At 60.6% G+C, this 23,906-nt stretch carries 23 protein-coding genes; 16 read left to right on the plus strand and 7 right to left on the minus strand.

Going from position 1 to position 23,906, the window contains the following annotated elements; all coding sequences use genetic code 11:
- Positions 1 to 323 precede the first annotated feature (323 nt).
- From dctP to ACQY7U_RS23150, 3 genes are all read left to right on the plus strand, one after another.
- Complete coding sequence (gene dctP, locus ACQY7U_RS23140) at positions 324 to 1,430, plus strand: TRAP transporter substrate-binding protein DctP (RefSeq protein ID WP_428649975.1); 1,107 nt, start codon at positions 324 to 326, stop codon at positions 1,428 to 1,430.
- Between the two features lie 189 nt (positions 1,431 to 1,619).
- Positions 1,620 to 2,942 carry a TRAP transporter small permease subunit gene (locus ACQY7U_RS23145; RefSeq protein WP_428649978.1) on the plus strand — a complete coding sequence of 441 codons (1,323 nt, stop codon included), beginning with the start codon at positions 1,620 to 1,622 and terminating at the stop codon, positions 2,940 to 2,942.
- A gap of 4 nt (positions 2,943 to 2,946) precedes the next feature.
- Positions 2,947 to 4,302, plus strand: a complete 1,356-nt coding sequence (locus ACQY7U_RS23150) for a TRAP transporter large permease (protein WP_428649980.1) — start codon at positions 2,947 to 2,949, stop codon at positions 4,300 to 4,302.
- A gap of 97 nt (positions 4,303 to 4,399) precedes the next feature.
- Here ACQY7U_RS23150 and ACQY7U_RS23155 read toward each other — a convergent pair whose 3' ends face one another.
- Entirely contained in the window at positions 4,400 to 5,155 is a 756-nt protein-coding gene (locus ACQY7U_RS23155) for an outer membrane protein (RefSeq protein WP_428649983.1), read from the minus strand.
- Positions 5,156 to 5,354: 199 nt separating this feature from the next.
- Between ACQY7U_RS23155 and ACQY7U_RS23160 the strand changes: the two genes are divergently transcribed.
- The 3 genes from ACQY7U_RS23160 to ACQY7U_RS23170 are packed head-to-tail and all read left to right on the plus strand — an operon-like array spanning position 5,355 to position 6,886.
- Positions 5,355 to 6,035, plus strand: coding sequence for a DUF2975 domain-containing protein (locus ACQY7U_RS23160; protein ID WP_428649985.1), 681 nt, complete (start codon positions 5,355 to 5,357; stop codon positions 6,033 to 6,035).
- Positions 6,036 to 6,058: 23 nt separating this feature from the next.
- Positions 6,059 to 6,640 (plus strand): hypothetical protein, encoded by a 582-nt coding sequence (locus ACQY7U_RS23165; RefSeq protein ID WP_428649986.1) that lies wholly within the window; start codon positions 6,059 to 6,061, stop codon positions 6,638 to 6,640.
- A gap of 24 nt (positions 6,641 to 6,664) precedes the next feature.
- The gene (locus tag ACQY7U_RS23170; RefSeq protein ID WP_428649988.1) at positions 6,665 to 6,886 is read left to right on the plus strand and encodes a helix-turn-helix domain-containing protein; all 222 of its coding nucleotides are present in this window, start codon (positions 6,665 to 6,667) and stop codon (positions 6,884 to 6,886) included.
- On the opposite strand, the gene ACQY7U_RS23175 is transcribed toward ACQY7U_RS23170, so the two are convergent.
- From ACQY7U_RS23175 to ACQY7U_RS23190, 4 genes are read right to left on the minus strand one after another with little or no spacing between them, the layout of a single operon-like run.
- On the minus strand, positions 6,883 to 7,263 hold the full coding sequence (locus ACQY7U_RS23175; protein WP_428649990.1) for a YkvA family protein: 381 nt from the start codon (positions 7,261 to 7,263) through the stop codon (positions 6,883 to 6,885). The genes ACQY7U_RS23170 and ACQY7U_RS23175 overlap by 4 nt on opposite strands.
- A gap of 32 nt (positions 7,264 to 7,295) precedes the next feature.
- Positions 7,296 to 7,715, minus strand: a complete 420-nt coding sequence (locus ACQY7U_RS23180) for a GFA family protein (protein ID WP_428649992.1) — start codon at positions 7,713 to 7,715, stop codon at positions 7,296 to 7,298.
- A gap of 34 nt (positions 7,716 to 7,749) precedes the next feature.
- Positions 7,750 to 9,915, minus strand: a complete 2,166-nt coding sequence (scpA, locus tag ACQY7U_RS23185; protein WP_428649994.1) for a methylmalonyl-CoA mutase — start codon at positions 9,913 to 9,915, stop codon at positions 7,750 to 7,752.
- Positions 9,912 to 11,915 (minus strand): methylmalonyl-CoA mutase family protein, encoded by a 2,004-nt coding sequence (locus ACQY7U_RS23190; protein WP_428649996.1) that lies wholly within the window; start codon positions 11,913 to 11,915, stop codon positions 9,912 to 9,914. The genes scpA and ACQY7U_RS23190 overlap by 4 nt, the downstream gene beginning before the upstream one ends.
- Before the next feature lie 605 nt (positions 11,916 to 12,520).
- On the opposite strand from ACQY7U_RS23190, the gene ACQY7U_RS23195 reads away from it, so the two are divergent.
- Positions 12,521 to 13,222, plus strand: a complete 702-nt coding sequence (locus ACQY7U_RS23195; RefSeq protein ID WP_428649998.1) for a LuxR C-terminal-related transcriptional regulator — start codon at positions 12,521 to 12,523, stop codon at positions 13,220 to 13,222.
- Positions 13,223 to 13,351: 129 nt separating this feature from the next.
- On the opposite strand, the gene ACQY7U_RS23200 is transcribed toward ACQY7U_RS23195, so the two are convergent.
- Positions 13,352 to 13,744 carry a DUF2267 domain-containing protein gene (locus ACQY7U_RS23200; RefSeq protein WP_428650000.1) on the minus strand — a complete coding sequence of 131 codons (393 nt, stop codon included), beginning with the start codon at positions 13,742 to 13,744 and terminating at the stop codon, positions 13,352 to 13,354.
- A 168-nt stretch (positions 13,745 to 13,912) separates the two neighbouring features.
- Here ACQY7U_RS23200 and ACQY7U_RS23205 point away from each other — a divergent pair, with 168 nt between their 5' ends.
- The 7 genes from ACQY7U_RS23205 (at position 13,913) to ACQY7U_RS23235 (ending at position 20,996) form a co-directional block, all read left to right on the plus strand.
- Positions 13,913 to 15,472 carry a helicase HerA-like domain-containing protein gene (locus ACQY7U_RS23205; protein ID WP_428650002.1) on the plus strand — a complete coding sequence of 520 codons (1,560 nt, stop codon included), beginning with the start codon at positions 13,913 to 13,915 and terminating at the stop codon, positions 15,470 to 15,472.
- Positions 15,473 to 15,478: 6 nt separating this feature from the next.
- Complete coding sequence (locus tag ACQY7U_RS23210) at positions 15,479 to 16,438, plus strand: cation transporter (protein WP_428650004.1); 960 nt, start codon at positions 15,479 to 15,481, stop codon at positions 16,436 to 16,438.
- Between the two features lie 105 nt (positions 16,439 to 16,543).
- Positions 16,544 to 17,932 (plus strand): dipeptidase, encoded by a 1,389-nt coding sequence (locus ACQY7U_RS23215; RefSeq protein ID WP_428650007.1) that lies wholly within the window; start codon positions 16,544 to 16,546, stop codon positions 17,930 to 17,932.
- A gap of 62 nt (positions 17,933 to 17,994) precedes the next feature.
- Positions 17,995 to 18,576 (plus strand): TIGR00730 family Rossman fold protein, encoded by a 582-nt coding sequence (locus tag ACQY7U_RS23220; protein WP_428650009.1) that lies wholly within the window; start codon positions 17,995 to 17,997, stop codon positions 18,574 to 18,576.
- A gap of 151 nt (positions 18,577 to 18,727) precedes the next feature.
- Positions 18,728 to 19,318 (plus strand): DUF1131 family protein, encoded by a 591-nt coding sequence (locus ACQY7U_RS23225; RefSeq protein ID WP_428650012.1) that lies wholly within the window; start codon positions 18,728 to 18,730, stop codon positions 19,316 to 19,318.
- Between the two features lie 71 nt (positions 19,319 to 19,389).
- Positions 19,390 to 20,388, plus strand: coding sequence for a methylmalonyl Co-A mutase-associated GTPase MeaB (meaB, locus tag ACQY7U_RS23230; protein WP_428650014.1), 999 nt, complete (start codon positions 19,390 to 19,392; stop codon positions 20,386 to 20,388).
- Positions 20,385 to 20,996 carry a peptidase C15 gene (locus tag ACQY7U_RS23235; RefSeq protein ID WP_428650016.1) on the plus strand — a complete coding sequence of 204 codons (612 nt, stop codon included), beginning with the start codon at positions 20,385 to 20,387 and terminating at the stop codon, positions 20,994 to 20,996. The genes meaB and ACQY7U_RS23235 overlap by 4 nt, the downstream gene beginning before the upstream one ends.
- 38 nt (positions 20,997 to 21,034) lie before the next feature.
- Here ACQY7U_RS23235 and ACQY7U_RS23240 read toward each other — a convergent pair whose 3' ends face one another.
- Positions 21,035 to 21,625 (minus strand): TetR/AcrR family transcriptional regulator, encoded by a 591-nt coding sequence (locus ACQY7U_RS23240; protein WP_428650019.1) that lies wholly within the window; start codon positions 21,623 to 21,625, stop codon positions 21,035 to 21,037.
- Between the two features lie 226 nt (positions 21,626 to 21,851).
- Here ACQY7U_RS23240 and ACQY7U_RS23245 point away from each other — a divergent pair, with 226 nt between their 5' ends.
- Both ACQY7U_RS23245 and ACQY7U_RS23250 read left to right on the plus strand, forming a co-directional pair.
- Positions 21,852 to 22,325 (plus strand): YHS domain-containing (seleno)protein, encoded by a 474-nt coding sequence (locus tag ACQY7U_RS23245; protein WP_428650022.1) that lies wholly within the window; start codon positions 21,852 to 21,854, stop codon positions 22,323 to 22,325.
- Between the two features lie 196 nt (positions 22,326 to 22,521).
- Positions 22,522 to 23,892, plus strand: coding sequence for a TIGR03808 family TAT-translocated repetitive protein (locus ACQY7U_RS23250; RefSeq protein WP_428650025.1), 1,371 nt, complete (start codon positions 22,522 to 22,524; stop codon positions 23,890 to 23,892).
- Positions 23,893 to 23,906: the final 14 nt, after the last annotated feature.

Raw genomic sequence — 23,906 nt, forward strand, 5'->3', positions numbered from 1 at the left:
TCATAGGACTTTGAACCCGCGGCAGGGACGACCTGCCGCGGGTTTCGCATTTCTTTCCGTATTTTTGACAATTAGTTTCATTGTTTCTGAATTAGAAAAACAGTTTTACACCCAACGGAAGCTTGCGGTATTTTTCAAGTATAATAATCTCGATCGAGGTTGGGAGGAAAGACGGGCTAAACGTTTCGTTTATATCACGTAGAGTTTGGCATTATACTAAAGTAGTATTATGCTCATGAACAGCTTGCTATGAACGCAAAACAGAGGATCGAATTCCATATATCGGCCCGAACTTTTCCTCTCTTACCTATTGGGAGGAGAACATGTCTAAACTTAATACACGCAGAGAAGCACTTCGAAAAATTGCGGGTGTAGGAGCGGCCGGCGCTGCAACCCTGGCCGCGCCTCATATTGCCTCTGCCCAGGGCCAGACCACGACCTGGAAAATCCAGACGTCATGGCCAGGTGGCGCAGGTCTGCAGATCTTCAAGGACTGGTGCGCAACCATTGTCGAGAAGACTGGTGGGGAACTGGCTTTCCAGCCCTTCGGCGCAAACGATGTCGTTGGCGATTTCCAGCTCTACGATGCCGTGAAGAACGGCGTGCTCGACGCGGTGAACCCCTTCACCATCTATGCGCAGGGCATCATCCCGGCCGCCACGTTCCTGACCAGCTATCCGCTCGGCATGCGGAACCCGCACGAATGGGATGTGTTCTATTATTCGCTCGGCGGTCTTGAAATCACCCGTGAACTCTATGCGGCACAGAACATGATGTTCGTCGGTCCGGTTCATCACGGTCCGAACATTATCCACTCCAAGGTGCCGATCCGCTCAATCGACGACTTCCGGGGCCGCAAGATGCGCCTGCCGGGCGGCATGGTCGCCGAAGTCTTCACCGAAATCGGTGCGGAAACCACCGTGCTTCCGGGGTCGGAAATCTTCCCTGCCCTTGAAAAGGGAACCATTGACGTTGCCGATTACGTCGGTCCAGCGGTGAATTATGCCCTCGGCTTCAGCCAGGTAACCAAATACATCTCCATGGGCCCTCCGGGCTTCATGTCCCTGTACCAGCCGGTCGACTTGATGGACATCACGGTCGGCATGGATGCCTGGAACGCTCTCAGCCCGCAAATGCGGCAGTTCGTCGAAATGGAAACGCATGTCTATTCCGACGCCCATCATGCGGCAATCCAGAAGGCGGACCAGGATGCCTGGGCCAAATTCGAGGCGGATGGCACGGAGATCACACGCCTCAGCCAGGACGACGTCGAACTGATGACAGAAGTGGCCGTCCCCATCTGGTTCAAATATGCGAACCGGGACAAGGACAGTGCACGTATCTTCAAGATTCAGCTCGACTACATGATGTCCGGTTCGCTCGGTTACGTCACGCCGGAACAAATCGAGGGTCTGAATCTCGACCTTTGAGCGACCGGCATCACCGGACTGCAGACCCGCGCAAAATGTTGCGCGGGTCTGTTCGATATCAACCGGGGTCACGAACATGCACCCGATTTCAGTACGGTACGGTTCGGTTCGCTTCGGAAAACCGGCACCGTTGGCACGCCCCGGCCGGAACGTAAATCGCGCTCCTGTAGCCCCATGGAAGGATGAGGCATGCCTCAGTTGGACTTCACACTGCCGCACTGGGCCTATTGGCTCGGTCTGATCGTTTTTCCGATCATTGCGGCAACGCTGGCAAGACGGCCCAAGCCAAAGGAACGCCGTTATTTCCTGGCACTCGGTTACTTCATCCTTGTAACCGGCGGTATTCTGGGCCTTCACAGGCTGTACCTGAAAAGCCTGATCGGCCTTCTTTATATCCCCGTTTTCATCTGCATTCTGTTTGCGAACTCTCAGGGCCACGATGCCCGTTCGGTCGTCTCGGACATGTCCAACCTAGTCCGGCAGGCCGAGCGCACTCTCGAGCGGGAAACGGAACGGGTCGCCAGCGCAGAAAAAGAGCTGCCGGCCATGCGCCAGAAACTGACGGAAGCGGAAGATGGCAGCTTCGCCAAACGGCGTGCCGAGCGTGACGTCAAACGGGCAGAGCAGCGGATCGAACAGGGCACCAGTCGGATCCAGGAAGCCGAGGCCTCGCTTGAAACCGCCAGGCCCGCTGAAGAAAAGGCTCTAGACGACCTGCGGTTCTGGAACAACGTCGGAAAATACGCCTTCTGGCTGTTGCTGGCCGGCGTTCTGATCGATGCGGTTCTGCTGCCCGGCCTTGTGCGCAAGTCCAACCGGAACCTCCCGCCGGATCCCGAACTCAGCGAAGCAGAGAAAAAGCTCAAGGCAATCGAGGACGCAGAGCGCAAGGACGATGCAAGTCACGTCTCGACCGGCTGGACGGGCTGGATCGACAGGTTGTCGCTCATGTGCGGTGAATTCGTCAGCTACTGGGCCGTAATCGCGGTGATTGTCTACTACTTCGAGGTCATGAGCCGTTATGTCTTCGGCAGCCCGACCAACTGGGCGCATGAGGCCATGTATCTCATGTTCGGCATGCAGTATCTGATCGCAGGTTCCTACGCCATGCTGACCGAGGCTCATGTGCGCGTTGATATCTTCTACGCCCCGCTGTCACGGCGGCGAAAGGCTGTCGTCGATCTGCTGACATCGGTGTTCTTCTTCATCTTTGCCGGAACCCTGCTGGTCACTTCCTGGGTCTTTGCCTTCGACGCCATCGCCGTTCCCTCGGGCAATGCACTTGTGTCCGACTGGGCGCGCGGAGAGATCGGCTTCGTCGAGATGCTGGGCAACTGGAACCTGTCGCAATGGAGCGATCCGAACATCCGCTGGGGGGAAATCAGCTTCAACGAATGGGAAGTGCCGCTGTGGCCGATGAAATGGGTCATGGTGCTGGGAGGCCTGCTCCTGGTGCTTCAGGGCATTTCGAAGTTTGCGCAAGACATTCGCGCATTGATGGGCAGGGCTTGAACTCATGGGACTTGAAATCGGAATCGAGTGGCTCACACTCATCATGTTCGGCTCGCTGCTGGTCCTGCTCATGGCAGGCCTGCCGCTCGCCTTTGTCACGGGCGGTCTTGCATGCGTGTTCCTGTTCGTCCTTGGCGACGAGCGGGCTCTCAACATCGTGCCGTCGCGAATCTTTCCGCTGATGACCAACTACCAGCTCTCGGCGATCCCGCTCTTCATCTTCATGGCGTCGATGCTGGAACGGGCGGGCATCATCAACGAGATGTTCGACGTCATCTATAAGGTGCTCGGCGGCGTCAAGGGCGGCCTTGCGGCGGCAACGATCATCGCCTCCACGGTCCTCGCGGCCATGGTCGGCGTGATCGGGGCGGCGGTTGTCACCATGGGCATCATCGCCCTGCCTGCCATGCTGAAACGGGGCTACGACCCCAAGATTGCCATGGGCTCCATCATGGCCGGCGGCACGCTCGGCATCCTGATCCCGCCCTCCATCCTGGCGATCATCTACGCGGTGGTGGCCGAACAATCCGTCGGCGAGCTCTTTATCGGCGCGGTGATCCCGGGCCTGCTGCTCTCGGGACTTTATGTCGTCTACGTGATCGTGAGCTGCACCATCGACCCCAAGAAGGGCCCGCCCATCCCGGAGGAAGAACGTATTCCCTTCGGAGAAAAGATCCGCCTGATGTCGAACATGTCAGCCCCGATCGCACTTATCGCGATCGTGCTCGGTGTGATCTTCACCGGCGTCGCGACACCGGTCGAGGCGGCAGGTATCGGCACGTTCGGCGCCATTGTGGTTGCCGCCATTCACCGGAACCTCGACTGGCAGACCTTGAGGGAGGCTTCTCTGACCACTTTGAAAGCCTCCGCCATGGTTATCTGGATCATGTTCGGCGCAACGATCTTCGTTGGTCTCTATGTCCTGGAAGGCGGGCAGCAGTTCGTGCAAGGGGCGCTGGAAGCGACGGGACTTGGCCCCTGGGGCATTCTGATCATCATGCAGATCGTCCTCATCATCCTCGGCATGTTCCTGGACTGGGTGGGCATCCTGCTTTTGTGCGTGCCGATCTTCGTGCCGATCATCAAGGCCCTCGGAGCTCAGGCCTTTGGACTTGAAAGCCCGGACGACCTGGTGCTCTGGTTCGGAGTGCTTTACCTGGTCAACATGCAGATGAGCTTCCTGTCGCCGCCCTTCGGCTATGCGCTGTTCTACCTGCGCGGCGTGGCTCCGGCCGATATCCCGATGACGGATATCTTCAAGTCGGCGCTGCCTTTCCTGGCACTCCAGATCCTCGGGCTGCTGCTGTGCATGCTGTTCCCGGAACTGATCACCTGGTTGCCGAACCTGGTTTACGGCTAGGGAACCCGGCAGACAAAACGGCCGCGCCAAGTGGGACTGGCGCGGCCGTTTTCAGTCCCGGGCAGACGGGCCCGGTGACATTCAGGAAGCAATGGGCTCAGAACGATCGGGAAAGGCCGATCATCAGACGATGGTTTCCGGCCGTTCGCTCCGCGTTCGTACCACCGTATTTGGCCTTGTCGTTGACAATGCCCTGGAGTGAATAGTCGGCGCGCACGTGCCAGGCATCGGTCACCGCCACTTCCAGACCCGCCCCTACGACAGGGTTGATCGAGACGGAATAGTTCTCCTTGCCATTCGCCTTCAGGGTGTGATCCGCCGCCACGATCCCGGCGCTCAGGTACGGCATGAAGGTGTTGATCGGCAGACCGACCCTGGCCTTGGCCCCCACGCTCCATTTCGACCCGGTCTCTACGGCTCCGAGTGTCGGGTGCCTGCCCTTCTCCAGATTGCCGAGATAGGTCGCGCTTCCCTCGACACCGAGGACGAAGCGGGAGACTTCCCAGTTGTAACCGCCAAAGACCCCAAAGGCGGCATCCACCCTTGAAAAATCCTTCGACCTGCCACCCGACTTTACGTCCGTGACAGTCTGGGAAATCCCGGATTCCAGCCCCAGATACGGCCCGGCCCAGAGTGATTGGGGGTCGGACGCATAGACCGGCTCGCCGTAAGTGTCCAGGTCCGCGGCACTCGCACCGACCACCAGCACTCCGAGAACGGCGAGCAATACCAGCGGCTCCAGCAGCCAATGGCTGCGCAGGATGCACCGCAGAAGGTTCGGGTGCTTACCGCGCCTTCCGGTCCCGGAGCGTTGCATGGTGGAAAAATCATAATTGGCAAAAGAACTTACCATCACAGGTCTCACTTGAGTTTCGGCTATTTCCACGCTCAGCGACATTTATTTATTATCGCTAAACGATAATTTACAAAATGGCTACAATAATTTTTTTGTCAACCACTTTGTTTTCCCTTGAATCTGGACGCTCTCCGGAGTAGTCAGCTGGAAGTCCGTTTTCATCAGGATTGAACGGGCGCTATACGCGGACGCGTCGTTGGCCCGCTGGAAAGCCATCGGTTACCGGAAGCGCGAGAGGCTGGCCGGCGGCTTCCCGAACGGCGGTTCGTTTGAGGTCAGGACTGGAGAATTTCACATGACGGCTTCAGAAGCGGCGGACAGGGGCAAGCAGCTGACTCGGATCCGCAGAGTTTCAGCGTTCATGAAATGGGCCGTAACGTTCATTCTGCTGATAAGTCTTGTGCTGGGCGTGGTCATCACCGTCGGCATTACCCTCCCGGCCGAAATGCTGATCGGCGCCGACGAAACGATTGACTTTGGCGAGACCGAGCGCCTGCTTGCCGAAATCCCGCAAATGCAACGCGTCGGCCTGTCTGTCCTGACGGCGATTGCCATCGGCATCCTTCTGGTGGCGGGCTGGAACATGCGCCAGGTTTTCAAACGCTTTCAGGACATGGAGTTCTTCGCACCGAAGACCTTGGCAAACGTCATCGCCTTCGGCGTCTGGCTCATCGCCTTCGGGGTCTACGACCTCTTCAGCGATCCGATTGGATCACTGGTTCTTACCTACGACTATCCTCCCGGGAAGCGGGCTCTGGACATCTCGATCGACGGGGGCGAGTTTTCGTTCCTGATCCTGGGTTCGTTGATGCTGTTGTTCGGCTGGATCTTGCGCGAAGCAGCACTGATAGCGGATGAAAACCGGCAATTCATCTAACAGCGGGAATAGGACACCTGGAAATGACTGAACATGGAGCCGATTCCCGCCCCAAAAGGCTGCGCTATATCTATTATTGCGCCACGGTCATGAAATGGGTCATGAACCTGTTTGTTGCGGTCTTTCTCGTTCTTGCCGTCAATATCGCCGTTTCCTTCCTGGTTCCGGGCTACGTCCCGTTCGGTGGCGAGGAAACGATTACCGTCGGCAGCACGGACAGGGTCATCGCCGATCTGCAATTCAATCAGCGGGCCGCTTTCACGGTTTGGTTTGTTGTTTCGGCGTCCCTGCAACTGGGACTGATCCTGAGTTTGCGCAGACTCTTCTGCCAGTTTCAAAAGTCCGAGTTCTTCGTGCAAAGAACCCTGCAGGCCGTGATTGCGCTGGGTGTCTGGTTCATTTCCGTAGCGGTCTTCGAAATCGCAAGCGATCCGCTCACCACCCTGCTTGCGTCGCTGGACTATCCCCAGGAGCAGTGGGTGCTGGACATTGCGCTCGACGGAACGGAAGTTATCTTCATGATTCTCGGGGCATTCATGCTGCTGTTCGGCTGGATCCTGCGTGAAGCCGCCGTGCTCGCGGAAGAAAACAGACAAATAATCTAGCTGCGGCGAACCGGGGACCCCATCATGCCCATCATCATCGAACTGGACGTCATGCTGGCCCGCCGCAAGATGCGGTCCAAGGAACTGGCGGAACGCATCGGCATCACGGAGCAGAACGTCTCCCTGCTGAAGTCCGGCAAGGTGAAAGGCGTGCGCTTCGAGACCCTTGAGAAAATCTGCGAGGTTCTGGACTGCCAGCCCGGAGACATTCTCGTCTATGAACCGGAAAAGGACACGAACGGCTAATCCCGGACCATGCCGGCGAGCCAGTAAAGACCGGCCGTCGCAAGCGCGCCCCAAAGGACAACAACCGCAAAAGCGGCGCCCCGGCTAACCGGCTTGTCGGCCGCCTTTTCCGCCCGCCTCCGGCAATCTGCCATGACCTCGGGCGGGACCAGTTTCACCACCGCGTATATGCCGAGCGGCAGCAGCACCAGATCGTCCAGGTAGCCGATCACGGGAATGAAGTCCGGAATGAGATCTACCGGCGAGACGGCATAGGCCGCCACGACCAGTGCCAGCCCCTTGACGAACCAGGGCACGCGCGGATCGCGAGCGGCAAGGTAAAGCGCGTGGATGTCCCGCTTCACGAGACCGGCCCATTTGCGAAGGTCCCAGTTCATTCACCCGTCCTTCGTGCCGCAGGACACCGCAGTCACCGGGACGACGGTACCATCTCGTCGAAGCAGGCCAGGTCCCTGTCGACCGGATCCCAGGAAACCGCCCGCGAGACGTAGATCGCCTTTTCTGGCGTAACCTTTTCCGGCTCGTCCAGCGAGGACGTTCTGACGACGACCAGGCCCTCCATACCGTCCCGCGTGTGGAAGATCGCACTGCCGCAGACGGGGCAGAAGCGCCGGTTGATCGACCGCCCGCTGTCGGCGATCTTGACGTAATCCGTCACTTCTCCGGACAGTGAGAAAGCCGTTTCATCAAAGACCGTGTGCGTCGCATGGCCGGTTCCCCCGAGCTTCCGGCAGTCCCCGCAATAGCAGTGAACCGTCAGCTTCGGCGGCGCTTCGCAGACATAGCGCACCGCTTCACAGAGACACCCGCCGGTCAGTTTCTGGCTCATGCCCTATCTCCTGGAAGAAGCAGCGCCTTCCGTCCTATTCGGCCGCCTCCGCCGAGCCGTAGCCAAGCTGCTCGTTCAGCTTGCCGATCAGGCCGATGGCCGCTTCCGCGATGACGGTTCCGGGCGGGAAGATCGCCGCGGCACCGGACTTGTAAAGCGCATCGTAATCCTGCGGCGGCACCACCCCGCCAACCACGATCATGATGTCTTCCCGGCCCTCTTCGGCCAGCGCCTTCTTCAGTGCCGGAACCAGCGTCAGGTGACCGGCCGCCAGCGATGAGACTCCCACCACGTGGACGTCGTTTTCCACCGCCTGGCGGGCGGCTTCTTCCGGTGTCTGGAACAGTGGCCCGATATCGACGTCGAAGCCGAGGTCGGCAAAGGCAGAGGCAATCACCTTCTGGCCGCGGTCATGGCCGTCCTGGCCCATCTTGGCGATGAGAATGCGTGGCCGCCGGCCGTCATTGTCCTCAAAGGTCTCGACCAGTTTCTGGACCTTCTCGATGGCCCCGGACATGGCTCCCGCCTCCCGTTTGTAGACCCCGGATATCGACTTGATCTCGGCCTTGTGGCGACCGAAGACCTTTTCCATGGCAAGCGAGATCTCGCCGACCGTCGCCTTGGCCCGCGCCGCCTTGACGGAGAGATCCAGCAGATTGCCGTCTCCAGTTTCGGAGCATTTGGTCAGCGCGTCCAGTGCCGCCTGGGTCTCGGCCTCATTGCGTTCGGCCCTGAGCCGCTGCAGCTTGTCGATCTGGGCCGCGCGCACCTGGGCATTGTCGACCTTCAGAACGTCGATCGCCTGTTCGGCTTCCGGCTTGTACTTGTTGACGCCGACCACGGTCTGGGCGCCGCCGTCGATCCGCGCCTGCGTCTTGGCGGCCGCTTCCTCGATCCGAAGTTTCGGAATTCCTTTCTCGATGGCTTTCGCCATGCCGCCGAGTTCTTCCACCTCGCGGATATGGGCCATCGCCTTTTCGGCGAGGTCCGCCGTCAGCTTCTCCACGTAGTAGGAGCCGCCCCAGGGGTCGATCACCTTGGTGGTACCGCTTTCCTGCTGCAGGAACAACTGGGTGTTGCGGGCAATGCGGGCGGAGAAATCCGTCGGCAGCGCCAATGCTTCGTCGAGCGCATTGGTATGCAGCGACTGGGTATGGCCCTGCGTCGCCGCCATGGCCTCCACACAGGTCCGGATGACGTTATTGAAGACATCCTGCGCGGTCAGCGACCAGCCGGAGGTCTGGGAATGGGTCCTCAGCGAAAGGGACTTCGCGTTCTTCGGCTGGAAATTCTCTTCCATCAGCGTCGCCCAGATCAGGCGCGCAGCCCGGAGTTTGGCGACTTCCATGAAGAAGTTCATGCCAATGGCCCAGAAGAAGGACAGACGCGGCGCGAACTGGTCGATATCCATGCCGGCGGCAACACCTGCGCGGGCATATTCGATGCCGTCGGCAATCGTATAGGCCAGTTCCAGATCGGCCGTGGCGCCCGCTTCCTGCATGTGATAGCCGGAAATGGAAATCGAGTTGAAACGCGGCATGTTCTGGGACGTGTATTTGAAGATGTCCGAGATGATCCGCATGGAATGGTTGGGCGGATAGATATAGGTGTTGCGGACCATGAACTCCTTCAGAATATCGTTCTGAATGGTGCCCGACAGGTCCTTCTGGGCAACGCCCTGTTCTTCCGCCGCCACGATGTAAAGCGCCAGAACCGGCAAGACAGCGCCGTTCATGGTCATGGACACGCTCATCTTGTCCAGCGGAATGCCGGAGAAGAGCGTGCGCATGTCATAGATGCTGTCGATGGCAACGCCTGCCATGCCGACATCGCCGGAAACGCGCGGATGATCGCTGTCATAGCCCCGGTGCGTCGCCAGGTCGAAGGCAACTGAAAGCCCCTTTTGTCCGGCCGCCAGATTGCGCCGGTAGAAGGCGTTGGAATCTTCCGCCGTCGAGAACCCCGCATACTGGCGCACCGTCCAGGGCTGCTGGACATACATGGTCGGATAGGGACCGCGCAGGAACGGCGGCAGGCCCGGCCATGTGTCGATATGCTTCAACCCGGCGAGGTCGGCGGCACCATAGACGGGCGGCACCTCGATATCTTCAGGCGTCTGCCAGCTCTCTGCCGTTCCGGGTTTCGCCGCTTCGAGGAGATTACGGAACGGTTTGTCTGAATAATTCGGGATCCTGCTCATTTCCGGATCTCCTGCTCCGATTTTTCAGCGCCGCCAGCGCCCTGTAGCCGGCCATGGGCTTCGCTCAAGAGGCCAAGCAGATCGCAGCCCGCAAAGAGGAACGTGTCGACACCGGCATCTCTCAAGATCGTTTCCCGCTCGCCCGGCTTTCCGGCCAGATAAAGGGCACGCGCACCGGCCTCTTTCAGGGCGCGGGCGGCATCCTCGGCCTGGCTCTCATAGACCTCGTCGGAGGATACGATGCAGGCAAGCATCGCCCCGCTTTCCGTGAAGGCGGAAACGAGTTCTTCAAGCGAGCCGTAGACGGCAGGCCCAACCGCCTGAAGGCCGCCGGCGGCAAAGGCGTTTGCCGTCCAGGTCGCGCGCGCCGTGAACTGCGCCAGCGTGCCAAGGCTCGCCAGGAACACCTTCGGCGCACCGGCTTCCAGCGTTTCCGCTCTGGACCGCAATTCTTCGAATGGTTCGGCGATCCGCCCGCTGGAAAGAAGCTTCAAGGCGGCGATGCCCGGAGCATTGCTTTCCACATCGACGGTTCGCAGCAGGGGCTTGCCGTCAAGCGCGGCCTGCAGCAGCGCCGGGAACCATTCTCCCGTGCCCGCGCTCGGAAGGTCCGTCAGCTGCGCTGACAGTCCTGCGTTTTCACTCCAGTCACCGGGAAGGACATCGACCTCGGTCTCGGTGAGGTTCGGAAATTCGCTGACGCCCGTGATCGGCCGTTTCCTGCTGGCAACGTTTTGCGCCAGATCGCTCCTGGCCGCTTCGATCCGGTCCTGAACCAGCCCCTGTTCCAGGGCCCTGGGAAGACCGCCGGCAGCCTCGATTTCCTGGAAAAACGCCCAGGCGGCTCCACAAAGCTTTTCGGTCCGGTCCTCGATGGCACCCGAACCTGCGGCCGGATCCAAGACCTTTGCCAGATTGCTTTCCTCCAGAAGGATGGACTGGGTGTTGCGCGCCAGCCTGCGTGCAAAGCCGTCCGGCAAGCCGACAGCCAGGGTGTGCGGCAGCACGCAGATGCTGTCGGCGCCACCGACCCCGGCCGCAAAGACGGCGACCGTGTTTCTGAGCAAGTTGACCCAGGGATCCCGGCGCGTGAGCATCCGGTTCGAAGTCGTCACGTGCAGGCTGGCCGGTGCCTGTGCAAGCCCTGCCCCGTCCAGCACCGAAGACCAGAGGGCGCGGATCGCCCGCGCCTTGGCGATGGTTCCGAACTGGTCGGCATCTGCGACAAGTTTCATCGATATCCTGCCCGCCCAGTCATCCGGCGCCAGCTTCGTGCCTTCAAGCAGGCGCAGGTAAGCCGTCGCGGAAGCCAGAACGAGGGCAAGCTCCTGCGCCGGCGTTGCCCCTGCGTTGTGCCAGACCTCCCCATCCGCCGCCACGACCCGGGCGGGATTGCCAAGATCGGAAAGGGAATCGGCAAGCTCCCTGATCCGGTTGACAGCGGTTTCCGGCTCACCCGCGGATGCGCCGCGCGCCGCCAGCCAGCCGTAAGGATCACTCGCGCAGGTTACGTCGAGCACGGCCGGATCGATCCCGTTCTTGCGGGCGACGGCCATAACAAGGGCCAGAACTTCCGCATTGACCGGCCCGGCATCGATCCGCAGGCTGATGAGATCCAGCTGGACGTTCTTCAAAAGCGTTTCGAAAGCGGCGAGATCTCCTGCCGCAATGCCTCCCCCATGGCACGCCAAGGCTCCCGGGAAGACGAGCTCCAGCCCGCCAGCGCCGTTTTCCAGATCCCTGAGGATCTGTCTGTTTGCGGCTTCCGGATCGGGAATATCCACGCGCTGCACGACACCCCAGTCTCCCACGGCACTTCGCAAGGCCCTGGCAGGAACATCTGTCCGCCGTTCATAAAGCGGTGCGATTTCCAGGCCGTCCTCGGTGTTACCGTATAGCCTCTGCCTGGACGTGCCCTTGAGCGCTTTGTCGACGGACGCCCACCACGTCTCCTCGCCGGCGGAATAGAAACTGTCGGGTCCGGTAAAGCTGAGCGGCATTCTCTTAAGTCTCCCTCTGCCTTCTTGCGGCCACGCAGGAAGGCAGGCTGATCTTCGCCTTGTTAAGGTTTTAGTCCCTGACGCAGAGGCTTGACAACTCAGCAGAAAGGGTAAGCTTACGGCCACGGTCTCGCCTGAAAGCTGCTATTGTCAATTCTTGCCAGTGGGGTCGCTCTGGACCACGACTTCAAATCGCGGCCAACGGGTGATCTTTTGCCGGATAACTTAATTAAGCCAAATTAAAGAAATAACTATTTGCCGTCGATCAGGGTCTGCCGCCTCAACCGGCCGATGACCTGCCGGGCGCGAACCCGGAAAAATCCCGTATAACTGACAATATGTGGATCACGACGAGACTCTGTCAAATTTTTGGCGGATTTTGCCAAATTTGCCACTTTTCCCTATTGGTACGATCAACAATTGTATTGTAGCGTAAAGTTGCTGACGCATGGGAAATATTACCCTCATAATAATTGCGCGGCATTCGGGTCCGGTCTGCCTTCAACGGTAAAGTCGGGACACGTTATTAACCCATCAGCGGATGCTGCCGGTGCTCCCGGCGCTTCGCAAAATAGCGGCGCCTTAAGCCGCAAAGGATGTGCACGATGCTTGATCAAACGGAATTGAAGAGCAAACTGAGAGCAATCTCGGAAGCAACCGCAGCCCACCACGTTCTCGATATTTTGGAATCAAATCTCCGGCGCATGGGGGCGACGCATATCCTCATTACCGGCCTGCCGATGCCCAATCGTCCGATCGATAATCTCGTTCAGCGGTTCCGGTGGCCCGATCAGCGTAACGACGGAATTGAGAGCACGTCCCTGTCCGCAAACGACAGCGCCCTGATGCTCGGCCTGGGGTCCAACCGGGCTCGCGTCTGGACGATCAGCGCAGGCGACATGGAACATTCCGATCTTCTGGCCTCTGCCGGCGAAGGCAGCCAGATCGTCGTGGTTCCGGTGACAGAACTCTATCCGTTCCAGGCATTTGTCTTTGCAAGTGGTCCGTCCCTGCAGGTGAACAAGTACGATCTGTCGAACCTCGAGGCCCTGTCGGCCGCCGCCTTCTCGCGCCTGCGCGAACTTGGCGTCATTTCCGGCCAGCGCCCGGGTGCCCTGTCGACCCGCGAGCGCAAGGTTCTCGAACTGACCGCTTTCGGCAAGACCGCCGGCGAAATCGCGAACGTGCTCGATATTTCCCAGCGGACCGTCCATGCGCATCTGCAAAATGCCAGCGTGAAGCTGAACGCTTCGAACAAGACCCACACGGTCGTTGAAGCGCTTCGTTACGGCCAGATCAGCGTTTGAAGCCGGCCGCTTGGCCGACCTGCAGTTCTGGGGAGGAAAAATAGGGCGCGCCACTGGCGCGCCTTTTTTTGCGGGACAATCCGGCAACCGACCCCTGCCTGCTTTCCGCAAGCCAAGCCGTCAATTCGCTCAAACGAACTGAGACAGTCCCGGGATCTGCGAGATCACGTCGTCGACAACCTCGTCGCCGGCCTTTTCCTTGGCACAGGCAACGAGTTCCTTGACGACGGTCTGCACACCGCCCATGTCGAGACCGGCCTTCGTCAATTCGTTCAAGGCGGCCATGGCCGCTCCCATGCCGCCGCCCATCAGGCCGGCCATACCGCCCAGAAGTCCGCCGCCGCCTTGCGCCGCGCGCGCGGCCACCAATTCGGCCGACCCCGGCAAGGCGTCGAAGACCAACTGCATCTTGTCTTTCGGGCCCTCCTTGTCGAGAAAGCCGAGAATGATTCCGACGGCATTCTTCGCAACGCCTTCTTCGATACCGGCTGCCGACATGATGCGGCTGACGAGTTCGTCCATTCTGTTCTCCTAATATCAAAACGTAGACCCGCGCTGCCGGGCCCTCTGGCGGCTTCTATTAAAGCCTGACTGCAGCGCCGTCGATGGGGCAGCGCATCGCAGGCGCGCAATTTTGAAAAGGCTGGGTTAGGGTATGCCACAAGGATTCGGTGCAATTCGGGGGAAACCGTGACGGGGAAAGACAGTATCTTTATCGGCGCCAGCACCAGGGACGAAAATCTGGCACTGAAACTCGCCAACAGGCACGGCCTGATCGCAGGTGCAACCGGCACGGGCAAGACCGTTTCCCTTCAAATTCTCGCCGAAGGCTTTTCAAAGGCCGGCGTTCCGGTGTTCTGCGCGGACATCAAGGGCGATCTGTCCGGACTTGCCGCCGCTGGCGAAGAAAAGGTCTTTCTGGAAAAACGCGCCAAAGACGTCGGACTGGCCAAAACCTATACCTACGAGGCAACCCCTGCCGTTTTCTGGGATCTCCTGGGCGAACAGGGACACCCCATCCGCACTACGGTGTCCGAAATCGGCCCCCTTCTGCTTGCCCGGCTTCTGGAGCTGAACGACACCCAGGAAGGCGTGCTCAATGTGTTGTTCGAGCTGGCGGACGACGAAGGCCTGCTTCTGCTCGATCTGAAGGACCTCAGAGCCATGCTGACGCATGTGGCCGAGCGCGCTTCCGAACTCTCCACCATCTACGGCAACGTTTCCAAATCCTCCATCGGGGCAATCCAGCGCCGGCTTCTGGTCCTCGAGCGTCAGGGCGGCGAGCATTTCTTCGGCGAACCGGCCCTCGATATCCGCGACTTCATCCGCACCGCGCCGGACGGCCGCGGCGTCGTCAACATTCTTTCCGCAGAAAAGCTCATGACGGCGCCACGGCTCTATGCGGTGTTTCTGCTGTGGATGCTGTCGGAACTTTTCGAGGAACTTCCGGAAGTCGGCGACCCGGACAAGCCGAGGCTGGTCTTCTTCTTCGATGAAGCTCACCTGCTCTTCTCCGATGCCCCCAAGGCGCTGATCGAGAAGGTCGAACAGGTGGTGCGCCTGATCCGATCCAAGGGCGTCGGTGTCTATTTCGTCACGCAGAACCCGCTTGATGTTCCCGAAACCGTCCTGTCGCAGCTCGGCAATCGCATTCAGCACGCCTTGCGCGCCTTCACTCCGCGCGACCAGAAGGCCGTCCGGGCGGCGGCCGAAACTTTCCGGCCCAACCCGGACCTCAACACCGAACGTGTGATCACTGAACTCGGCGTCGGGGAGGCTCTTGTCTCGACCCTGGAAGGCAAGGGTATTCCCTCGATCGTCCAGCGAACCCTGATCCGCCCGCCCTCCTCGAGGCTGGGCCCGGTTACCCAGGCCGAACGGCGCGCGCTCATCCAGTCGAGCCCGGTGTTCGGCGTCTATGACCGCTCGAAAGACCGGACGTCCGCCTATGAAGTGCTGATGGGCCGCGCGGAGGAAACCCAGCGCCAGGAACAGAAGCGGCGCGACAAGGAAGAAACCTATTCCCGCAAGCACGGTGAACCGCGCCGCACGCGCTCCGGGTTCCAGCTGCCGGATTTCGGCCGGGACGACCGGCCCCGCTCGGAAAGCATGAAGCGCCGCTCCAACCGCCGCAGCCAGCGGGACACGGTCCTGGAAGCCGGTCTCAAGTCGGCGGCCCGCAGTCTCGGGTCCTCGCTCGGACGTGCACTGGTACGCGGACTCCTGGGATCCCTCAAACGCGGTAACTGACGGCCCATGGGTGAAAAACGCGAACAGCATCTGGTCCTCGAGCGCAGGGCTCTGACTATCGGAAAGTGGGCCAATCTGTTTATGGCCTTTGCAGGACTGCTTGCGGCCTGGCTGTCGCGGTCCGACGCCATGCTGGTGGACGGCCTCTACTCCGCCGTCAATTTTGTTTCCGCCATCGCAGCGGCCCGGATCGGATCCCGTGTCGGCCTGCCGCCGACAAGAAGCCGCCCCTGGGGACACGACTTCGACGAAGTTCTCTATGTCACCTTCCGCAGCCTCATCCTGATCGGCATTCTGGTGTTTGCGGCTTATGTGTCGGGCGCCAAGATCTGGACCTTCTTCACCGGCGGCACCGTTCCCGAACTCATATTCGGTCCGATTGCCGTCTACGCGGTGGTGATCGTCGCGATCTGCCTGGCCCTTGCCGTCAACTACCGCCGTGCCTTCCGCAAGACAGGCAAGCGCAGCGCTGTCCTGAAAACCGAGGCCCGCGCGGCACTCATCGACGGAGCCTTGAGCCTGGGTTCCGGTGCCGCCCTTTTGTCCCTGCCGTTTCTGCAAGACACGCCGCTCGGCCCATATGTGCCGATCGGCGATGCGGTGATCGTGCTGCTCCTGATTCTCGCCATCATCTGGCAACCGCTCGCCGCCTTTCGCACGACGCTGGCCGATCTCGCAGGCGTCAGCGCGCCCAGCGGCACATTCAGCAAGGTCTCTCGCGCAGCCCGCGATCTTGCCCGGGAAAGAGGTTACCTTTTTCACCGGGCCGCCGTTCTGCAGGCGGGTCGCATGCACTATGCGGCGGTTTATCTGGATCCGGTGGAAGCAATCCGGGCGGAGGACATTGACGGTTTCCGAGACCTTCTGTCCGACAGGCTGGAAAAGCTGATCGGACCGACACGTGTCGAGATCATTGTTACGGCGGGGAATGGGCTTACGGCAAAGAACGGCGGTTCGGCCGGTTGACCAAAACGATTTGCGCTCTTGGCCCGGATGTGGCCTGTTAGGCCTTCTGAAAAGACCTGAGTCCATCAGGCCTGAGCCAATCTTTATGAAATTCAAGGATCCGTCATGAGTTCCATAGACAAGGTCTTGGCGCGCGTCGATGCCAATCTCGACTCCAGCCTCGACCGCCTGTTCGACCTTCTCAAGATCAAGAGCATTTCCACCGACCCCGCCTTCAAGGCCCCCTGCCGGGAAGCCGCCGAATGGCTGGCGCGGGAGCTGAACGACATCGGCATCGAAGCCTCCGTCCGCGACACCTCAGGGCATCCCATGGTTGTCGGCCACAAGAAATCCGGCAAGCCGGGACCGCATGTCCTGTTCTATGGCCATTATGACGTCCAACCCGTCGATCCGCTGAACCTGTGGAAGCGCGATCCGTTCGATCCGGTCATCGAAACGAAGCCGGACGGCAGCAAGATCATCGTTGCGCGCGGCTCGGCCGACGACAAGGGCCAGTTGATGACTTTCGTCGAAGCGGCCCGCGCCTATCTGGAAGAAACCGGCGACCTGCCGCTTGATGTCACCATCCTTTTCGAAGGGGAAGAAGAGTCCGGTTCGCCATCGCTGCACCCGTTCCTGGAAGCCAACAAGGACGAGCTCAGCTGCGACCTGGCCCTGGTCTGCGACACCGGCATGTGGGACGCGGAAACCCCGGCCATCTCCATCATGCTGCGCGGCATGGTCGGCGATGAAATCATCGTCAAGGCGGCCAGCCGCGACCTGCATTCCGGGTCCTACGGCGGTTCGGCCCAGAACCCGAACCACATCGTCGCGGACATCATCGCCGGCCTGCACGACGAAAACGGCAAGGTCACCCTGCCCGGCTTCTATGACGGCGTCATCGACATGCCGGAAGACGTCACGAACATGTGGGACGAGCTCGGCTTTTCCGTCGAGGAATTCCTCGGCGAGGTCGGCCTGAAACACCCGCGCGGCGAAAAGGACCGCATGCCGCTGGAGCACCTGTGGACCCGGCCGACGGTGGAAGTGAACGGCATGTGGGGCGGCTACCAGGGTGCCGGCTCCAAGACCGTGATCCCGGCCGAGGCCCATGCCAAGTTCACCTTCCGTCTTGTCGGCGATCAGGACCCGGACAAGATCCAGGAGGCCTTCCGCGCCTATGTGCGTTCGAAAATTCCGGCCGACTGCACGGTGGATTTCATCGCAAAGGAAGGCAGCCCGGCCCTGAGGCTCGACTTCGCCATGCCGGCGCTGGAAAAGGGCAAGAAGGCGCTGAAGGACGAATGGGGCAAGGAAGCCGCCCTCATCGGAATGGGCGGTTCCATTCCGATCGTCGGCGATTTCAAGCGCATGCTGGGTATGGATTCCCTCCTGATCGGTTTCGGCCTCGAGGACGACCAGATCCATTCTCCGAACGAGAAGTACAACCTGACCAGCTTCCACAAGGGCATCCGCTCCTGGGCACGTGTCCTGGACGAGCTTGCAAAAGGCTGAGAGAAACTCACAACCGGCCAGGCGGACCTTTCCGCCCGGCCCAGTGTTCGGGAGACATGGGAATGAAATCCATCTGCGTCTTTTGCGGCTCCAGCTACGGAACGCTTGAGGCTTATGGCGAGGCTGCGACTGCAACCGGCGAGGCCATTGCCGGAAAAGGTCTCCGGCTTGTCTATGGCGGTGCCAAGGTTGGCCTGATGGGCATGGTTGCGGATGCGGCACTGGCAGCCGGCGGCGAAGTCATCGGCGTCCTGCCGAAGTCCCTTGAGGAAAAGGAACTCGCCCACGAAGGCCTTACCGAACTGCATCTGGTCGGCTCCATGCATGAACGCAAGGCGCTGATGGCGGACCTTTCAGACGCCTTCATCGCCCTTCCTGGCGGCGTCGGCACGCTTGAGGAAATCTTCGAAGTCTGGACCTGGGGCCAGCTCGGCTATCACAGCAAGCCCTGCGGCTTCCTCAACATCGAAGGTTATTACGACCAGCTGATTGCCTTTCTGGATCATCAGACAGGGCAAGGGTTCACCAAGAAGGTCATGCGCGACATGGCCCAGATCGCATCAACGCCCGACGATCTGATCGCGCAGTTCGAGGCCTATGTCCCGCCCTCGGCGCCGAAATGGATCGGCAGGGACGAGACCTGACGGCTCCACACATAAGCTCTTGACGCCGTTACGGAATGCCAAACGACCTGTTCACAGTGTTCCGCCGTCCCTATGCAAACTTCCCGTTCCTTGCTACACCCCACTGCGCAGCCGCGTTTCCTGCGCGGCGGGGACTTTTCTGAGATTTTACATGCGTCTTTCTGCCTTCGGATTTGCCTGTCTTCTTGCGCTTGGCGCCGCCGCCTGTTCGCCCACGGCCGACCTCGACGGAACGTCGGCGCGCATGTCGCTGGCTGCGGAGCCGACCTTCCTCCAGATCACCGAGGACAGCATCGGCGGCATAAACTCCAGCACCCCCTATAGCGAAAAGGCGATCGAAGCCGCCCTTCCCGGCTTCACCACCGAAGGCATCCAGTCGGCCGGTGAAAACAGCACCGAATGGGCTCTCGCGGTCTTCGACAGCAGCGGCTTTCAGGTCCTGCAGGTCTTCAAGGGCGGAAAGGGCAAGATCCGCACCGTCCACGGCGTGACCTATCATGTGCAGGGCCCGAACGGCGAACGCGTCGGCATGAGCCTGTCTGACATCGGCACCTCCCGCGCCGATTGCCGCGTGGGCAAGAACCTGTGGCGTGGCATGGCGATCTGCAAGTCAGACGGTCATCCGAACGTGCAGCTTGTCTATTCCATTCCGGGCTACCAGGGCCCGTTCGACCGCCTGCCGGCGGAAAACGACCTCTTCGACGCCCAACTCCAGCGCATCCTCTGGACGCCGAAGGGCTGAAGGCTTCTCGAAAGGCCTTCACCCTTTTGCGGCAGTGACCTTTGCCGAATCCTCAGGTAAAGCCTTGAAGCATGATGACCAGGGCACGACCAATCGATCCGGACAAACTTGCCGAGGACCTGAAGGCAGGCAAACGCGCGGCGCTTGCGCGCGCGATCACGCTGGTTGAATCCAGAAAGGCGGATCACAGGCATCAGGCGCACAGGCTGATCCAGTCCGTCCTGCCCTTGACCGGAAAGGCCTTGCGTGTCGGCATCACCGGTGTGCCGGGTGTCGGCAAGTCGACCACCATCGACATGCTGGGGTCCAACCTGACGGCTGCCGGCCACAAGGTGGCGGTTCTGGCGGTCGATCCCTCCTCCACCCGCACCGGCGGATCGATCCTCGGCGACAAGACACGCATGGCACAACTGGCCGTCGATCCGAACGCCTTCATCCGCCCCTCGCCCTCCGCCGGAACGCTCGGCGGCGTTGCTGCGAAGACCCGGGAAACCATGCTTTTGTGCGAAGCTGCCGGCTTTGACGTCATCCTCGTTGAAACCGTCGGCATCGGTCAGTCGGAGACAACGGTTGCCGACATGGTCGACTTCTTCCTTGTCCTGATGCTGCCGGGCGCCGGGGACGAACTTCAGGGGATCAAGAAGGGCGTTCTGGAAATCGCCGACATGATTGCGGTCAACAAGGCGGAAGGCGAAGGCGCGATGCGCGCGAGATCCGCCGCCTCCGACTACCGTGCCGCCTTGCATATCCTCGCCCCCAGGTCCCCAACGTGGACGCCACCGGTAATCACCATCTCGGGACTTGCCAATGAAGGTCTCGATCATCTCTGGGAGCAGATCGGGATCTACCGCGAGCGCATGCAGGCAAGCGGCGAATGGAAGGAAAAGCGCAGCCGTCAGCAGGTTGCCTGGATGTGGGACATGCTGCAACAGCGGATGATGATGACCTTGAAATCGAGTTCCAGGACAGCCGAGCGCCTGCAGGCCCTCGAAGCGGAAGTCAGGGACGGCCGGACGGCCGTGTCGCTGGCCGTCGACGAACTGGCAGACCTGATGGGGTTGAAGGAATGACGGCTGAACGGCCCAAAACCATTCTGGTCACCGGTTTTTCCCCCTTCCCCGGCGCGCCGGTCAACCCGACCGAACGCCTGATGCGCCGCCTGCCGCAACGGCTTGGGCATCATCAATCCGGTGTCCGTTTCGTCTTTGAGGTCCTGCCGACTACCTGGGCGGGACGCCAGGAGGTGACCGCGAAACTGCGCGACGCCCTCAGGCCCGACGCCATCGTGCATTTTGGCGTCGACGGCACGCGCCGCACGATCAATGTGGAGACAAGAGCGGTCAACCGGGCCGTTCGCGTGCGCCCGGATGCCGCCGGGCTTTCCCCGGATCGGCCCGAACTTGCGAAATCGAACGAGCGGACCCGATCCGCCACCCTGCCCGCGGAGCCCTTGCGCGCGGCGGCCCGGACCGGCGGCGCTCCGGCAAGGCTCTCCCACGATGCCGGGACGTATCTGTGCAACGCGACGCTGTGGGATTCCATCGGCTCGGGCATTCCAAGCATCTTCATTCATGTACCAGCCCTTCCCAAAGGGCGGAAAGACACGCGGCCGGGATACCCCGTCATCGAGGAAGCTGCCGTCAGGCTGCTCAAGGAGGCAGCGCGACGGCTGCGCTGAAGCCAAAGGACTGCCCGATCCGATTGCGGACTACGCCGTCAGCTCGTTTTGACCTTCTCCAGAAGCCACGCGACCTGCCGGATGCAGTCGTCCGCCATCTGTGAAGCCAGCCCCGCCCGGCCCAGGACTCTCAGGCCGAAATAGGCCGAGAGGACGCCCCGTGCCGTTTCGCGGGCCGCCGCCTCCTTCAAATGCGGGTCTTCCCGAAGCGCCTTGAAAAAGGCGGTCTCCAGCCGCAGCACCATGACCTGGAGCTTTGCCTCCGCTTCCCCGCCTTCCGCCGCCTTGTCGACCAGCGCATTGCACAGGAAGCAGCCCAGCCTGTCGCCGTCCTGCCGCACAGCGTCCGCGACCCGGTTGAAGAGACCGAGGATGCGATCGGGGCCGTTGCCCTGGGTCCTGTCGCCCAGATACGCAACCGTCGCCGAGATGACCTTTTCGTTGTAGCGGTCGAGCGCGGCCAGATAGACCGAGTGCTTGTCGTGAAAGGCCTTGTAGAACGAGCCCTTGGTAATCTCCATCGCCGCCAGCAATTCTGCCAGCGATGCCTCTTCGTAACCAACATCCCAGAAAAGGCCCATGGCCTTGTCCATGGCTTCTTCAGTGTCGAATTCGCGCGGTCTTGCCATTTCTGCTCCGGGGACTGCGTCACATCACAGCCGCATCACGTTTCCCTCACGCGCTTGTGTTTTGTACCGATTGGTTCCTAACCATATCTTCTGTGCACCGGCGGGAGAGAGCACTCGTCTGATTTGTTTGGAACCGAATGGTACCGAAAAAAACAGGCAAGAGCAATCACCACCCCGCCGGCAAGAAGTTCATAGCGCTATTCCGACTTACTGGGAGTGTTTCCATATGCTGAAAAATCTGATCCGCGGTTCCGTTGCCGCTCTTGTTGTTGTCACCGGCCTTGTTTCCAACGCCTTTGGTGCGGGCTTCGACGTCAACGCCACCATCACCGGCCTCGCTCTTCGCGGCGTCGATCCGGTCTCCTACTTCACCAAGGGAGCACCGCAAGACGGCGACATTTCCATCACCGCGGTTCACAACGGTGCCACCTACCGCTTCGCTTCCGAAGAAAACCGCGACCTCTTCAAGCAGAACCCGGACAAGTACCTGCCCCAGTACGGCGGTTTCTGCGCCTTCGGCGCCGCCATGGGCGTGAAGGTTGATGGCGATCCGGACCTTTGGAAAATCGTCGACAACAAGCTCTACCTGAACCTGGCTCCGTCCGTTCAGGAACGCTGGAGCAAGGATGTTAACGGCTTCATCGCAACGGCTGACGAAAACTGGGTGAAACTGGAAAACGTCGATCCGAACGAACTCTAATCGGTCTTACGCCCCTGAAGACCGATAGGAACGGGAAGCCTGTCCCGTTCCACCAGACCGGCCGGGACCTCTGCCCCGGCCGGTTTTTTGTTGCAAAACCCCTCCGCAGGCATGTCGGCACGCCACTTGCTCCTTCCAGGCCAGACACTGGAGACGCATCCCGATCCGGGACGCATTCAAGCAATTGGCACGGCTCATGACATTAAATCTCGCAAATCTGAACCGACGTGCGTTTCTTGCCGGGACAGCCCTGTGCCTTTCCGGGACAGTTGCCTCCGCGCAGATGAAGGTGGCCGACCTGAGGGGATCCATCGATTCCGCCGATCTCGGCCTTGTTCCGAACGCCGCGAACGATCAGACCACCCAATTCCAGAATGCGGTGAACCGGGCGGTCGAGCGCGGCCGGGCGCTGTTCCTGCCCGCCGGGACCTATCCAGTTGCCAATCTGCGCCTGCCGTCGGGAACCCTGATAGTCGGAGTTCCGGGTCGTACCCGACTGGTCTATCAGGGCGGTGGCGGCCAATTGATCCGCGCGGAGGGCGTCAGCAACGTCGGTCTGACCGGCATCACTTTCGACGGCGCCAACAGGTCCATCGGCGATTTCACCGAAGGATTGCTGCATTTCATCGGTGTCAGGAACCTTTCCCTCGACAACTGCCAGATTGCCGGCTCGGCAAAGACCGGCCTCGTGCTGGACCGCTGTTCCGGCCGCGTGGAAAACTGCCTGATATCGGGGTCGGCAGAAGCCGGGATGCGCTCGAACGAAGCGGACGGGCTGGCGATTACCGGCAATACTGTCACCGATTGCGCCAATGGCGGCATCTGGGTGCACCGCTGGCGCGAGGGCGAGGACGGGACCATCGTCTCCGGCAACCGGGTGGAGCGCATTGGCGCCCGCTACGGCGGCACGGGACAGTTCGGCAACGGCATCAACGTCTTCCGGGCACATGGCGTCATTGTGTCGAACAACCGCGTTGCCGATTGCGCCTTTTCCGCAATCCGCTCCAACAGCGGTTCGAACGTGCAGATCCTGGGCAATTCCTGCATGCGGTCGGGCGAAACGGCCATCTATTCCGAATTCGGTTTTCAGGGGGCGGTGATTTCCAACAACATCGTGGACGGCGCCACCACCGGCATCTCGATCGCCAATTTCATGAACGGCGGCCGCATGGCAGTCTGTTCCGGCAACCTGATCCGCAACATTTCCGAAGACGGCCCTTACCCTCCGGAAGTCGCCGGATTCGGCATCGGCATTGCCGCCGAAGCCGACACGGCACTCACCGGCAATGTGATCGAGGGCGCACCGAAGTTCGGCCTGCTGCTCGGCTGGGGTCCTTACATGCGCAACATTGCGGCCTCCCAGAACGTGCTCAGGGAATGCGGCACCGGCATCGCGGTGACCGTGGTGGATGGCGCAGGACCGGCCATCATCACCAACAATATCGTGCAAGGCGCGAAATCCGGCGCGATCAACGGCTTCCGATGGCTGGAAAAAGCCACCGGAGAACTCAACAACGCCTCCGACTTCGCCAATCTGACGGTTCAGGGCAATCAGGTCATGGCCTGATTGCCCCCTTCCCT

Origin of the sequence: Roseibium sp., assembly GCF_050301095.1 — a bacterium.
In the GTDB taxonomy this organism is placed as follows: Bacteria; Pseudomonadota; Alphaproteobacteria; order Rhizobiales; family Stappiaceae; genus Roseibium.

Coding starts and splice junctions, on each gene's coding strand:
- ACQY7U_RS23165 (WP_428649986.1), top strand. CDS start 6,059: ATGACTGAACATGGAGCCGATTCCCGCCCCAAAAGGCTGCGCTATATC.
- ACQY7U_RS23210 (WP_428650004.1), top strand. CDS start 15,479: ATGGGTGAAAAACGCGAACAGCATCTGGTCCTCGAGCGCAGGGCTCTG.
- meaB (WP_428650014.1), top strand. CDS start 19,390: ATGATGACCAGGGCACGACCAATCGATCCGGACAAACTTGCCGAGGAC.
- ACQY7U_RS23200 (WP_428650000.1), bottom strand. CDS start 13,744: ATGGACGAACTCGTCAGCCGCATCATGTCGGCAGCCGGTATCGAAGAA.
- ACQY7U_RS23175 (WP_428649990.1), bottom strand. CDS start 7,263: ATGAACTGGGACCTTCGCAAATGGGCCGGTCTCGTGAAGCGGGACATC.
- scpA (WP_428649994.1), bottom strand. CDS start 9,915: ATGAGCAGGATCCCGAATTATTCAGACAAACCGTTCCGTAATCTCCTC.
- ACQY7U_RS23195 (WP_428649998.1), top strand. CDS start 12,521: ATGCTTGATCAAACGGAATTGAAGAGCAAACTGAGAGCAATCTCGGAA.
- ACQY7U_RS23220 (WP_428650009.1), top strand. CDS start 17,995: ATGAAATCCATCTGCGTCTTTTGCGGCTCCAGCTACGGAACGCTTGAG.
- ACQY7U_RS23190 (WP_428649996.1), bottom strand. CDS start 11,915: ATGCCGCTCAGCTTTACCGGACCCGACAGTTTCTATTCCGCCGGCGAG.
- ACQY7U_RS23250 (WP_428650025.1), top strand. CDS start 22,522: ATGACATTAAATCTCGCAAATCTGAACCGACGTGCGTTTCTTGCCGGG.
- ACQY7U_RS23240 (WP_428650019.1), bottom strand. CDS start 21,625: ATGGCAAGACCGCGCGAATTCGACACTGAAGAAGCCATGGACAAGGCC.
- ACQY7U_RS23145 (WP_428649978.1), top strand. CDS start 1,620: ATGCCTCAGTTGGACTTCACACTGCCGCACTGGGCCTATTGGCTCGGT.
- ACQY7U_RS23155 (WP_428649983.1), bottom strand. CDS start 5,155: ATGGTAAGTTCTTTTGCCAATTATGATTTTTCCACCATGCAACGCTCC.
- ACQY7U_RS23245 (WP_428650022.1), top strand. CDS start 21,852: ATGCTGAAAAATCTGATCCGCGGTTCCGTTGCCGCTCTTGTTGTTGTC.
- ACQY7U_RS23225 (WP_428650012.1), top strand. CDS start 18,728: ATGCGTCTTTCTGCCTTCGGATTTGCCTGTCTTCTTGCGCTTGGCGCC.
- ACQY7U_RS23170 (WP_428649988.1), top strand. CDS start 6,665: ATGCCCATCATCATCGAACTGGACGTCATGCTGGCCCGCCGCAAGATG.
- ACQY7U_RS23235 (WP_428650016.1), top strand. CDS start 20,385: ATGACGGCTGAACGGCCCAAAACCATTCTGGTCACCGGTTTTTCCCCC.
- ACQY7U_RS23180 (WP_428649992.1), bottom strand. CDS start 7,715: ATGAGCCAGAAACTGACCGGCGGGTGTCTCTGTGAAGCGGTGCGCTAT.
- ACQY7U_RS23150 (WP_428649980.1), top strand. CDS start 2,947: ATGGGACTTGAAATCGGAATCGAGTGGCTCACACTCATCATGTTCGGC.
- ACQY7U_RS23215 (WP_428650007.1), top strand. CDS start 16,544: ATGAGTTCCATAGACAAGGTCTTGGCGCGCGTCGATGCCAATCTCGAC.
- dctP (WP_428649975.1), top strand. CDS start 324: ATGTCTAAACTTAATACACGCAGAGAAGCACTTCGAAAAATTGCGGGT.